The organism is Mesorhizobium sp. M4A.F.Ca.ET.090.04.2.1 (assembly GCF_003999085.1).
In the GTDB taxonomy this organism is placed as follows: Bacteria; Pseudomonadota; Alphaproteobacteria; order Rhizobiales; family Rhizobiaceae; genus Mesorhizobium.
The window spans coordinates 1-12,841 of the sequence record NZ_RZOT01000107.1; the positions used below are offsets into that span (position 1 = coordinate 1).

Genomic DNA, 12,841 nt, shown 5'->3' on the forward strand with positions numbered 1-12,841 from the left:
GGAAGGTCGAGAAAGCCAGTTTCTTGAGAGTTGAGCGTTGGAATGTCATCACGAAGTCCCCTGAGAGTTGTCCTGAAATTGCTTCTTGATCCTATGCGCCATCACCATTCCGCGACGAACTGGACGGGAAAAAGGTGTCTCCCGGCACAATGGTCGAAAATCACGGTGTAAGGCAAATGGCGGGCCGACCTCATCGCTTGAAGCGGTGAATTTGTCATGAAGATCGGGTTTCCATGCGGCATCGCCCTGCCATAGACAGGGCGTGTAACAGGTTGATGTTGGCTGGCGCCGTCATGCGGGCAATCGATGTTGCAGTTGGGCCGCAAATTGGCCGGCGAGCGTCGCCAATTCCGTGAAATCCGTCACACCCGTGGGCTTGAGAGGCGCGGATTAGGCCAGCCGGCGCTTGCCGCGAATCACCCGCTCGGCTAGTGCAAACCCATGGGAAAAAGGCTTTTGCCGCCTTCGGATGGCGGCGGTGACCATATCGAACCGGTCGATCTGAAGAAGGCGCTCGAGGAGCGCTATCTCGCCTATGCGCTGTCGACCATCATGCACCGGGCATTGCCGGATGTGCGCGACGGGCTGAAGCCCGTCCATCGCCGCATCATGCATGCCATGCGGCTGCTGAGACTCAACCCCGACCAGGGCTTCGCTAAATGCGCGCGTATCGTCGGCGAGGTGATGGGCAAGTTTCATCCGCATGGCGACCAGTCGATCTATGACGCGCTGGTGAGGCTGGCGCAGGATTTCTCGATGCGCTACCCGCTCGTCGACGGGCAGGGTAATTTCGGCAATATCGACGGCGATAACGCCGCCGCCATGCGCTACACCGAAGCGCGCATGACCGATGTGGCGACGGAGCTGCTCGCCGGCATCACCGAGGATGCCGTCGACTACCGCCCGACCTACAATGAGGAGGACGAGGAGCCGGTCGTGCTGCCCGGCGCCTTCCCCAACCTGCTCGCCAACGGCTCGTCCGGCATTGCAGTCGGCATGGCGACCTCGATCCCGCCGCACAATGCCGCCGAGCTCTGCGACGCGGCGTTGCATCTGATCGAGAATCCCGACGCGCCGGTGACCGCGCTGATGGACTTCGTCCAGGGCCCGGATTTCCCGACCGGCGGCATCATCGTCGATAGCCGCGCATCGATCCTCGAAGCCTATGAAACCGGCCGCGGCGGCTTCCGCGTCAGGGCGAAATGGGGCCAGGAGGACCAGGGCAGGGGCACCTGGAGCATCGTCGTCACCGAGATCCCCTATGGTGTCCAGAAGGCCAGGCTGATCGAGAAGATCGCCGAGCTTCTGATGGCGCGCAAATTGCCGCTGCTCGAAGACATCCGCGACGAGAGCGCCGAGGATATCCGCATCGTGCTGGTGCCGAAGAGCCGCAGCGTCGATCCCGGCATTCTGATGGAATCGCTGTTCAAGCTGACCGAGCTCGAAAGCCGCTTCCCGCTCAACATGAACGTGCTGTCGCGCGGCAAGGTGCCGAACGTGCTGTCGCTGAAGGGCGTGCTCAAGGAATGGCTGGAGCATCGCCGCGACGTACTCATCCGCCGCTCGAAGCACCGCCTCGGCGAGATCGAGAAGCGCCTCGAGATTCTCGCCGGCTATCTGATCGCCTACCTCAACATCGACGAGGTGATCAGGATCATCCGCGAGGAGGATGAGCCCAAGCAGGTGATGATGGCCCGCTGGTCGCTCACCGACACCCAGGCCGAAGCCATCCTCAACATGCGCCTGCGCGCCTTGCGCAAGCTGGAAGAGATCGAGATCCGCAAGGAGTTCGACGGGCTCACCGCCGAGAAGAAGCAGATCGAGGCGCTGCTGGCGTCCAACGCCAAGCAGTGGGCGACGATCACGTGGGAAGTCACCAGCATCCGCGACAAGTTCGGGCCCGAGACCGAGCTCGGCAGGCGCCGCACCCAGTTCGCCGACGCGCCCGAGCACGACCTGACCGACATCGCGCACGCCATGATCGAGCGCGAGCCGGTCACCGTCGTCGTCTCCGAGAAGGGATGGCTGCGGGCGATGAAGGGTCATCTGACCGACCATTCGCAGTTCACCTTCAAGGAAGGCGACAGCCTCAAGCTAGCCTTCCACGCCCAGACCACCGACAAGATCCTGGTCTTCACCACCGGCGGCAAGTTCTACACCATCGGCGCCGACCGGCTGCCGGGCGGGCGCGGCCATGGCGAGCCGATCCGCATCATCGTCGACATGGAGAACGACCAGGACATCGTCACCGCATTCGTCCACGATCCGAAGCGCAAGCTGCTTCTGGTTTCCTACGACGCCAACGGCTTCATCGTTCCGGAGGAAGAGGTCGTCGCCAACACCCGCAAGGGCAAGCAGGTGATGAACGTCAAGGCGCCCGACGAGGCCAAGCGCTGCATTCCGCTCTCAGGCGACCACCTCGCCATCGTCGGCGAGAACCGCAAGATGCTGGTGTTCCCGCTTGCCGAGATCCCGGAGATGGCGCGCGGCAAGGGCGTGCGCTTGCAGAAATACAAGGATGGCGGCGTCCTGGACATCAAGCCGTTCACGCTGGAGACAGGTCTGTCGTGGCAGGATTCGGCCGACCGCACCTTCACCCGCTCGCGCGAGGAACTGGCCGAATGGATCGGCGCCCGCGCCGCCGCCGGCCGCATGGTGCCGAAGGGTTTCCCGAGGACGGGGAAGTTCGGGTAGCGGAAGCGCCCAACCTTCTCCCCTTGTGGGAGAAGGTGGACGAGCGAAGCTCGGCCGGATGAGGGGGTGTTGGAAGGATCGCTGCCTCTCGAATGTAAGCGCTTCAAATCCTTGAATCTCTTGACGTCGCGTTTCTTCCAGCACCCCTCATCCGTCTCGGCGCTGCGCGCCGATCCACCATCTCCCACAAGGGGAGAAGGAAAAGCCTCCGCCCAATCATTTGGACTATCGTCACGATTGCTGCACTATGATGGTGCATAAGCAACCCGGGCAGGGGAGAAATGCACGTTTGAAGCAGGCTGAGATCCAGAAACCGGGGCAGCGGCTGTTCGGCCTGTCGACGCCGCTCAGGGCCGCCGTCATCCCGCCGCTGTCGGCGGCGCGCTGGCTGCTGGTGCTGATCGTCGCCGCCGGCGTCTATTTCTTCCACGGTTTCCTGTTCCCGGTGCTGGCGGCGCTGGTCATCGCTTTCGCCAGCTGGCCGCTCTACCGGCGCCTGCTCACCGCCGTCGGCGGCAACCGCACGATTGCCGCAACCTTCGCCATCCTCTTCATCCTCACCTTCCTGGTGGTGCCGATCGCGCTTGCCGGCACCTACGCCATCAATGAGCTGCGCGAATGGGTCGGCTGGGCGATCGAGACCAACCGCCACGGCGCGGTGACGCCGCAATGGATCGCCACCATGCCCATTATCGGTGAGTGGCTGAACGAGCAGTGGACGACCAATCTCGGCCATCCCGGCGGCATCGGCGAGCTGATCCAATTGGTCAGCGGCGCCAATATCGGCAGTATCTATCGCGGCGCGCTCGCCGCCGGCGGCAGCGCCTTCGGCCTGCTTTTGACGCTGCTGTTCATGATGATCGCGCTGTTCTTCGCCTATCGCGATGGCGAACATTTCGCCGCGCAGGTCGACCGCCTCGGCGAGCGCATCCTGCCGACCCTCTGGGAGCGGATCTCGCGCGTGGTGCCGGCGACGATCTCGTCCACCGTCACCGGCATGACCATCATCGCCATCGGCGAAGGAGTGGTGCTCGGCGTCGCCTACTGGCTGGCCGGCGTGCCGTCGCCGGTGACGCTTGGCGCATTGACCGGCATCATGGCGCTGATCCCCGGCGGCGCACCGCTCTCCTTCACCCTGGTGTCGATCTACCTTGCCGCCAGCGGCTCTCTGATGGCGGGGCTGGCGCTGTTCACCTGGGGCGCGGTCGAGCTCTTCATCGTCGACAAGACGCTGCGCCCCAAGCTGGTTGGCGGGCCGATCAAATTGCCTTTCCTGCCGACCTTTTTCGGCCTGATCGGCGGCGTCAAGACAATGGGCTTCCTCGGCCTGTTCATCGGCCCCGTGCTGATGGCGCTCCTGGTCGCGATCTGGCGCGAGTGGCTGCGCGAGGTCGAGCTGATGGACGATTCCGCCGCCACGGCGCTTGCGGAGACCAAGGACGGCCCGCCGCAGATCGAGATCGCCGCCGAAAAGAAGAAGCTTCAGACCGGGTGACTGACCGCCAGCGTGGCGCGGCGCTTGCGCCCCTCATGCAACTGCCACAGCGAATGGCCGACAAGCGTCACGATCAGCATCGCGCCGCCGATCAGGCTGTTGCGCGACGGGGTCTCGGCGAAGATCATCCAGACCCAGACCGGCGCCAGCACCGTTTCCAACAGGTAGAACATCGCCACTTCCGGCCCTGTGATGTATTTCGGCCCGTTGGCGAGGCAGAAGAAGGAGACCGGCATGATCACGGCGCCGTTGAAGATGATCCACCACGGCGCATCCACCTGAAAGCCGGTCTTCCAGACCATGAAGGCGGCGACGGTGAAGGGCAGCACCACGCCGATAAGCGAGGTGAAGCCCATGTCCTTGCCGCTGGCGCGTGAGATGGTGATCGCGCAGGCGACGCAGAGCGCGGAGCACAGGGCCATGACGTCGCCGAACAGATATCCGCTGCCGATGGAGTCGCCGACGATGATGGCGACGCCGAGGATCATCACCGCCAGCGCCACCAGCGTCAGCGGCCGTGGCCGTTCTTTCAGGAACAGCCAGGACAGCAACGCCGAGAACATGGTGGTGAAGGCGAGGATGAAGACGAGGTCGGCGGTCGAGGTGTTGTAGACGGCGGTGATGAAGGCGATCGAGCCGAGCCCGTAAAGCGTCGCCACCGCAAGCCCCGCCCGGCCGGGAACGAGTTGCGGCGCCCGGTCGCTCAGCGAGCGCCAGACCGTCCAGATGAGAATCCCGGCAAGGAAAGTTGTGCCGGTGCGCAGCAACAGGATTGTCCATGCCTCGCCATGGGCGAGCCGGATCAGCGGGATGTCGACGGTCAGCGTCAGGCCGCCAATGGCGGTGAGCAGAAGGCCTTTCTGGTGGTCGTGGTGGGAGGACATGTCGGTAATTCTCGCAATGAATTCGCGCGGACAGCCGGCGGCGCGACAGCGCATTCTCTCGCCGTTCGGCGACAAGACCAGCATCCCGCTGCTTGAAACAGTTTGCAGTGATTACGCAATTCCGGACGGAAAACCGCTACACACTTTTCCTGGAATTGCTTCTAGGTCGGGCTTGGAAAGGGTTAGTCAGCGCGTGACCGCTTCGTGGTCGTAGCGTTCCCAGCCTTTCGGGCCGAGATGCTCCTGCGGCATGAAACGCATTTTATAGCTCATCTTGCGTGAGCCGTTGACCCAGTAGCCGAGATAGACATGGGGCAGGCCCATGGCTCTCGCTCGGGCGATATGGTCGAGGATCATGAAGGTGCCGAGCGAGCGGTCCTCGAAGTCCGGATTGAAGTAGGAATAGACCATCGACAGACCGTCGGCCATCTTGTCGGTTAGCGCCACCGCGATCAGCTCGCCCTGGCCCTTGCCGGTGATGAAGGTGTCGGGGCCGCGCCGCCTGTATTCGATGATCTTGGTGTCGACATGCGTGTCCTCGACCATCATGGCGTAGTCGAGCACCGTCATGTCGGACATGCCGCCGCGGCGGTGGCGGGCGTCGAGATAGGCGCGAAACAGCGAATACTGCTCGGTCGACGGCTGCGCGTCGTGCATGGCGCCGACGAGGTCGGCATTGTGCTGGATCACCCGCTTCATGTTGCGGCTGGCGGTGAACTCCTGCGCCAGGATGCGCACCGACACGCAGGCGCGGCAGGTTTCGCAGGCGGGCCGGTAAGCGATGTTCTGCGAGCGCCGGAAGCCACCTTGCGTCAACAGGTCGTTCATCTCGGGCGCCTTGTCGCCGACAAGGTGGGTAAACACCTTGCGCTCGAACTGGCCCTCCAGATACGGGCACGGCGACGGCGCGGTCAGGAAGAACTGCGGCGACTGGGTCGGATGCTGCGTCATCGAGTCTAGGAAACGCTCCTGCGAATCGCCTTACCTTTGGCCCGGTTGGCGAAAAATTCAACAGGATTATGAGGCGGCGGCCAACCGAAGTCCTTCATATTTGCGGATAAGCGCTCGCGCCGGCCTTCGGAGAGCGGCGTTAGTGGTCGGTGCGGCTGACCACTGTGCCAAGCACCAGGTCGTGCAGCGTGCGCTTGCGGTCCGAAAACAGCGTCACCAAGAGCACCAGCGGCGTCAGAATGACGTTGCCGGCCCAGAACAGCACCGAATGCACGACGGCGGTCAGCCCATCTATGCGGCTGCCGTCGAGGCGGTCGAGCCGGATGCCCATCAGCTTCATGCCGGTGGTGGCCTGGTCGACGCTGCCCAGCGTGTTCCAGATGTAGAGGACGGCGACCGCCGGCACGAGCACCGAAAACAGCATCCAGCCAAGGCCGAGCGTCAGCAGTCCGAAGACGAACACCAGGATCGCGAACGGGATGGTGAGCAGCCCGATGACCAGGTAGTCGATCATGCAAGCCAGGATGCGCCGCGTGCGCACGCCGTCATAGGCGCGCACGTCGTCGAGCCTGCTGGTGATGATTTCGCCGTCAAGTACACGCGCGTTCATGTCATGTCCTCGTAACCGGGCCCGCGATAGGGTGCGGGCGATCCGCCATTGAAATGGTGAAAGCCGATGGCGGAATCAAGATCGTCGGTCGGGTTGCGACGTGCGGAGGTCGCTGAAGCGGTTGAATTCACGGCTCGGATGGCGTTAGCTTGCTGCGGCGCAGCAAGACGCCGAGGGGATGGGGCAATATGGACTATGACATGCTGGTCATCGGCAGCGGGCCTTCGGGACGCCGCGCCGCGGTGCAGTCGGCCAAGCTTGGCAAGTCGGTGCTGGTGGTCGACAGGGGGCGTCGCCTCGGCGGCGTCTCGGTGCACACCGGCACCATCCCGTCGAAGACACTGCGCGAGACGGTGCTCAACCTTTCAGGCTGGCGCGAGCGTGGCTTCTACGGTCGCGGCTACCGGGTCAAGCAGGACATCTCGGTCACCGACCTCATCGAGCGGCTGCACAAGACGCTCGACCACGAGGTCGAGGTGCTGCAGCACCAGTTCATGCGCAACGGCGTCAAGAGCGCGCGTTCCACAGCGAAATTCCTCGGCCCCAACAAGGTCAGCCTGACGAGCGACAATGGCGATTACAGCGAGGTCGGTTTCGCCAATGCGCTGATCGCCGTCGGCACCAGACCGCACCGGCCGCGCGACGTACCGTTCGACAAGACCCGCGTCTTCGACAGCGACGAGATGCTGGAACTCAACCGGCTGCCGCGCACGCTGACCGTGATCGGCGCCGGCGTCATCGGCGTCGAGTACGCGACCATCTTTTCGGCCCTCGACGTGCCGGTGACGCTGGTCGAGCCGCGCAACACCATCCTCGATTTCGTCGACCGCGAGATCGTCGACGACTTCATCCACCAGATGCGCGATCGCGGCATGACGATCCGCCTCGGCAGCACGGTCAAGGAGATTACCTCCAAGCCCGATTATGCCGAGGTCACCCTTGCCGATGGCCGCACCATCCGCTCCGAGATCGTGCTTTATGCCGCCGGCCGCAGCGGCAATCTTGGCAGCCTCGGCCTCGACGTGGTCGGCATCGAGTCCGACTCCAGGGGCCGCATCAAGGTCGACGCGAACACGTTCCAGACCAGCGTGCCCAACATCTATGCCACCGGCGACGTCATTGGCTTCCCGAGCCTTGCCTCGACTTCGATGGAGCAGGGCAGGGTGGCCGCCTGTCATGCTTTCGGCGTCACCCTGCCGCCGCCGCCGGAAACCTTTCCCTATGGCATCTACGCCGTGCCCGAGATCTCCACGGTCGGCCAGTCGGAGGAGCAGGTGCGCGAGAGCGGCGCCGCCTACGAGGTCGGCGTGGCGCGCTTCCGCGAAACCTCGCGCGGCCACATCATGGGCGTGAATTCAGGCTTCCTGAAGCTGTTGTTCTCGGTCGAGACGCGCCGGCTGCTCGGCGCCCATATCGTCGGCGAGGGCGCCACCGAACTGATCCATATCGGCCAAGCGGTGATAAATCTCGGCGGCACGGTCGACTTCTTCGTCAACAATACCTTCAACTACCCGACCCTGGCCGAGGCCTACAAGATCGCCGGGCTCGATGCCTGGAACCGCATGGGGCAGGGATAGGCGCCGCTCAGCCTTCCAGCTGGGCAAGCAGCGACAGCATCACATCGGCCGAAGGCATCGGCAGCACTGCTTCGATCTCGGCCGGCCGCACGCCGGCAATTGCGTCGGCGTCGCCGGCAACGGTTCCGAGCGGCCCGCGGAAACCGTGCTTCGACCAGGCGAGTTCCTGCAGCTTCGGGCTGCTCAGCGCATCGAGCAGCGCGTCGACCGCCGGATCGATGACGATCAGCGGATGCGCCGAATAGACGGTTGGGCGCGGGTAGAGGATTTCCGGCTTGGCGCCGGTGCCTGCCTGCACGCGCTGCCAGCGCGCCGGATCTGCGAGCGCCCATTCCACCAGCTGGTTCTCATAGCCCACCACCATCGGCTCGGCGCCGAGGCCGCCGGCGATGTACTGATCGAACAGCTTGCCCGATGAGGACGATTTGAGTCCCATGCTGCGGAAGATCGCCTTCGCCTGCTCGCCATGCTCGGCAAGCAGTTCCTGCGTTGCCACGTCGCCGCTCATCAGGCTGAGCACGAGGCCGGCGAACATGAAGCCGGAGTTCGAGCGATTGGGGTCAGTCGAGACGATGCGTGCCCGGCCGTAGAGTTCGTTGATGCCAAGGTCCGACCATGTCTTGCCGGCGAGGATGGCGTCGAGCAGCGCCTTCAGATCGAGCTGGTTGTAGCCGCCCTTGGCGGCAACGCTCACCAGCCCGCTTTTCTTCAGGCCTTCGACCACCGGCCCCCAGGTGTAGATCACGATCGGCGAGTTTAGCACGACCTGGTCGTTGCGGATGGCCACGCCGCTCTTGCGGGCGAGGTCGACCATGATCGAGGAGGACGGCCACAGGAATTGCGGCTTCTGCGACAGCAGCGCCGTTTCGCGCACCATCTCGACCGAGCCGGCGACGCGCGCGTCGAGCTCCAGCCCATAGCCGCCGAGCGCCCTGACGACATCGGGATCGGCGAGGAAGGCCTGCTTTTCGCCGCCGATGAAGCCGAACAGATGCGCGCGGTTGCCGAGATAACCGCGGAACTCGGGGCGGTCCTTCAGCGTCAGATAGCCGCCGGTGCCGGCAGCGGCGGCACCCAGCAGTCCCAATCCGAAAGCGCGGCGTGAAATGGCCATCAGCGACCAATGTCCTCTTTCAGCGACTCCTGAATGAGTCGCAGGTCCACGTCGAGCGTGCCGAGCTCGCTGTCGGCCAGGCTGTCGGCATAGTGCACGAAAGCATCCTGCAGCTTGGTGATGACGGCGCCGACCTTGGCCAGCCTCACCTGGCTCGGTGCGCGCCGGTTCGCTAGCGTCGCATAGCCTTCCGCCACTTCCGCCGCTTGCGGCACATAGTAGGTGAGGAAGCGGCGCACGGATGGCGCGCTCGCGGGCTTCGCCTCGACCCTGGAAATGACATCGGCGGCGATGTCGGAAAGGTTCTTGACCTTCGCTTTCATGTCCTTGTCGGCAATCGAACTCGCGGCTGCCGCCAGCTTGTCGGCAGCCGGCTGCGCCTGCGCCAGAAGCTCGCGCGCGAACGCCACCTGGCCGCCGCCGATCGAGCCGAGATCCAGGCCTTCGAACAGCTGGCGCGGCGCCAGAACGAAGACCAGCCCGGCAAAGACAAGCGCGGCAATCACCAGCGAGACCAGGAACGGGAAGTGGGTGAGGAAGCTCAGGCCGAGCAGCAGCGCGGCCGAAACCGCGCCCGCCGCGATCCAGTTCCAGTCGTTCCCGAACAGCCAGCGCATCGGCTCAGTTATACCCGCGGGCGGCGCGGAAGGCGCTGGCCAGATCGCCGCTGCCATCGAAGACTCGCGCCGAGGTTGCCTTGGCGAGACTGTCGAGCTGGCTCTTGTCGGCATCGCCGAAGGTGATGCCGAACACCGGCACGCGCACCGGCGCTTGGCGCCACTGCGCAAGGAACATGTCGGGACTGCCATCAGTGCGGCCGTCGGTCATGATGACGATGGCCGGCAGATACTTCGACAGGTTCGGCGTGGCGGTGATCCTCTGCAGGGCCTGCTGCGCACAGGCATACATGTCGGTGCCGCCGCCGGCCCGTTGCACGGCCACATCAGACAGCAACTGGCTCTGGCCGGCCGTGTCGCCGCCCGCCTCGAATGTGTCGCGCACCACGCTGTCGAAAGGCAGCACGAATATGTGGTCGGAGGGCGTCCACTGCACCAGCACTTCACTGGCCTTTTCCGGCGTGAACAGGAACTGGGCGGCGACCTGCAACTGCTTTTCGCCCTGGTCCTCCATCGAGCCGGAAAAGTCGAAGCAGAGCGCCGTCAGCGAGGGCTTGCGCAACGCCTCCTGGTAGAGATTGAGCGCCGTGCGGATCACCGCCGGCTCCGGCATGCGGATCGACGTCACCAACCTGCCCGGATCGAAGTTCCAGTCCGGCTCGGCTGCCGCCTGGATCGCGACGCCGCCGAGCGGCAGGCGCCTGCCGGTATCGGCGATACGCTTGCGGATCGTGTCCGATTGCAGGTAGGCGAGCAGGTCGGTGAAGAACTTCTCCACCTCGGGGCCGCGCCCATGGTCGATGAAGCCGAGCGGTGAATCGCCGACCGCAACGCCGTCGGCGGGGTAGATCGCGTAGAGCGGCTCGTCGCCCATCTGCTTCAGCTTGTCGTTGGTCTCTTTCAGCGTCGCCTCGTAGTTCCACATCGCGTCGTAGAACGTGCCCTTGCGCGCAGAGTCGATGAACAGGTCGGCCAGCCAGCCCGAGGAACCGGACGAGCGCTCGACGCCTTGCAGAAGGGCGCTGACCGTGTCACGCACATTCGGATTGTCGAGGTCGCCGGGCTGGATTACTTCCTTGCCGCCGAGCGCGCTGGATAGCATCGCGAGATAGGCGCTGGCGCCGGAATTGGACTGCGTGGCCGACGTCATCAGGAATCTCAGCTTGCCGTCTTTCACCGCGGCAAGAATGTCCTTCATGAATACGTCCCTGCCGACCCAGCCGAGTTCGGCGGCCTTGGATTTGCGCACGCCGAGGATGACCGGCATCTGCGCGATCGAGGTCAGGTTGCGCACCTTGCGGCCGGAATCGAACAGGTCCACCCAGACGCTCGAAGCCGGCCAGACCGCATCCTGGTCGAGTCCGCCCGGCTTCTGCAGGCCAAGGCCGATGTCGAGCGAGCCTTGATAAGAGACGATGCAGGTGGCGCCCTGCTTGGCGCAGAACTCTTGCACGATCGGCTCGAGAACGGTGTTCTCGGAACCGGACACGATCGAGAATTTGACGTTGCTCGAATTGCAGGCGGCCAGCAGCAGCGAGACCGCCAGCAGGAGAACGGACGACAGCGTCTTCGGCATCGAGGCTCCGTCAGCCCTGGGTGAGCGCTTTCTTGAGGTCCGCGGTCATCTGGTCCATCTGCTTTTCGGCGTCCGCCCGCTTCTGGCGGCCTTCCTGCTGGACCTTGAGCACGCCCTGCACGGTGTCGATCAGGTCGCGGTTGGCTTGAGCCAGCGTCTCGACGTCGACGATGCCGCGCTGCGCCTGCTCCTCGATCGAGATGGCCTGATCCTTCATCATCTTCGAGGTCTGGCGGATCATCTCGTTGGTGGCGTCGGTCACCGTCTTCTGCAGCTCGAGCGCCGATTTCTGGTTGGTCAGGCCGAGCAGGATGACCATCTTCTGCTTCCAGGCCGGCACCGTCAGCGCCGACGTCGCCTGCAAATTCTCGATCAGCGTTTCGTCACCCGATTGCACGATGCGGATCTGCGGCAGTTGCTGGATGCCAAGCTGGCGAGCCTGCACCAGGTAGAAGATGCGCTTTTCCAGCCGGTCGAGTGCCTGCACCGTGTCCTGATAGGTCTGCGCCTCCAGCGTGCCGCCGGCATCGCTGCCTTTGGCTTCGGCCGCGGCCTTCAGCTTGGGCAATTCGTTGGCCCGGTAGTCGTCGACGAATTTCTTGCCGGCCTGGACATAGGCATCCAGCTTGAGGATGGAGTCCTTGGTCTGCTCGTGCAGGTCGTCGAGCACGGCGATGTCGCGCCTCAGCGTATCCTTGTGACGGTCGAGCTCCAGTCCGATGCGGTCAATCTGCCCCGCCACGTCCTCGTATTTCTCCTTGAAGCGTTCGAGCCGAGCCTTGAATGAGGAAAACAAATTGCTCAGGAACCCTTCTTCCTTCAGCGAGGCGGGGTCGAGGTTCTTGGCCTTCATGATGATATCGGTGAGCAGCGTGCCAGTGTCGCCGAGATCGCGGTTGCGGATCTGGGCGAGGATCTTGTCGGCAAAGTCGCTGACAGACTGCTGGGCGCGGTCGCCATAGACCGAGATCGCTGCGCGGTCGCCAACGTCGATCGTGCCTTCAATCCGAGCCACTTCGGACGGATTGGCCACGATTGCCGGCAATGTCGAGGTGTCGTCGAGCAGAGTGACGCTGTTCTTGTCGGTCATCTAGACCTCCCCCTCAGTGAACAGTATCTCGATAGACAGTTCGTGACAGAGATATGTCCGCGCTGTGGACAATGGAAGAGGGAGTGGCCCGTCGCTGGAGTGCGAAATGGCGAAATGCTGGCCACCGGTGAAGGATTCGATGGAATTGACCGGGCTCACGCGACAGCAGTTGGATCCGCCAGCCATTGCCTGACGATCGTCGCATCCGAATCGCCGATCTCATGCCCAGATGT

Annotated in this window: 10 protein-coding genes; 3 read left to right on the forward strand and 7 right to left on the reverse strand. The window is 63.9% G+C overall.

The genetic code is table 11. The annotated features are described in order from the left end of the window. Nucleotides 1–441 precede the first annotated feature (441 nt). Complete coding sequence (gene parC / locus EN781_RS10340; protein ID WP_126054975.1) at nucleotides 442–2,694, forward strand: DNA topoisomerase IV subunit A; 2,253 nt, start codon at nucleotides 442–444, stop codon at nucleotides 2,692–2,694. A gap of 289 nt (nucleotides 2,695–2,983) precedes the next feature. Then, nucleotides 2,984–4,189, forward strand: a complete 1,206-nt coding sequence (locus EN781_RS10350) for an AI-2E family transporter (protein ID WP_127399954.1) — start codon at nucleotides 2,984–2,986, stop codon at nucleotides 4,187–4,189. Here EN781_RS10350 and EN781_RS10355 read toward each other — a convergent pair. The 3 genes from EN781_RS10355 to EN781_RS10365 all read right to left on the reverse strand — a co-directional run bounded on the left by EN781_RS10355 (nucleotide 4,177) and on the right by EN781_RS10365 (nucleotide 6,634). Next, on the reverse strand, nucleotides 4,177–5,073 hold the full coding sequence (locus tag EN781_RS10355) for an EamA family transporter (protein ID WP_126054973.1): 897 nt from the start codon (nucleotides 5,071–5,073) through the stop codon (nucleotides 4,177–4,179). The genes EN781_RS10350 and EN781_RS10355 overlap by 13 nt on opposite strands. 186 nt (nucleotides 5,074–5,259) lie before the next feature. Continuing rightward, nucleotides 5,260–6,024, reverse strand: coding sequence for an arginyltransferase (locus EN781_RS10360; RefSeq protein ID WP_126054972.1), 765 nt, complete (start codon nucleotides 6,022–6,024; stop codon nucleotides 5,260–5,262). 139 nt (nucleotides 6,025–6,163) lie between these two features. Beyond that, entirely contained in the window at nucleotides 6,164–6,634 is a 471-nt protein-coding gene (locus tag EN781_RS10365) for an RDD family protein (protein WP_126054971.1), read from the reverse strand. A gap of 188 nt (nucleotides 6,635–6,822) precedes the next feature. Between EN781_RS10365 and sthA the strand changes: the two genes are divergently transcribed. Beyond that, nucleotides 6,823–8,211, forward strand: coding sequence for a Si-specific NAD(P)(+) transhydrogenase (sthA, locus tag EN781_RS10370; protein WP_126054970.1), 1,389 nt, complete (start codon nucleotides 6,823–6,825; stop codon nucleotides 8,209–8,211). Between the two features lie 7 nt (nucleotides 8,212–8,218). Here sthA and EN781_RS10375 read toward each other — a convergent pair whose 3' ends face one another. The 4 genes from EN781_RS10375 to EN781_RS10390 are packed head-to-tail and all read right to left on the reverse strand — an operon-like array spanning nucleotide 8,219 to nucleotide 12,608. Then, nucleotides 8,219–9,325, reverse strand: a complete 1,107-nt coding sequence (locus EN781_RS10375; protein WP_126054969.1) for a substrate-binding domain-containing protein — start codon at nucleotides 9,323–9,325, stop codon at nucleotides 8,219–8,221. Beyond that, on the reverse strand, nucleotides 9,325–9,942 hold the full coding sequence (locus EN781_RS10380; protein WP_126054968.1) for a 5-bromo-4-chloroindolyl phosphate hydrolysis family protein: 618 nt from the start codon (nucleotides 9,940–9,942) through the stop codon (nucleotides 9,325–9,327). The genes EN781_RS10375 and EN781_RS10380 overlap by 1 nt, the downstream gene beginning before the upstream one ends. Nucleotides 9,943–9,946: 4 nt before the next feature. Then, nucleotides 9,947–11,518: a substrate-binding domain-containing protein gene (locus EN781_RS10385; protein WP_126054967.1), complete on the reverse strand. Its 1,572-nt coding sequence runs from the start codon at nucleotides 11,516–11,518 to the stop codon at nucleotides 9,947–9,949. Nucleotides 11,519–11,528: 10 nt separating this feature from the next. Beyond that, nucleotides 11,529–12,608: a toxic anion resistance protein gene (locus tag EN781_RS10390; protein WP_126054966.1), complete on the reverse strand. Its 1,080-nt coding sequence runs from the start codon at nucleotides 12,606–12,608 to the stop codon at nucleotides 11,529–11,531. Nucleotides 12,609–12,841 lie beyond the last annotated feature (233 nt).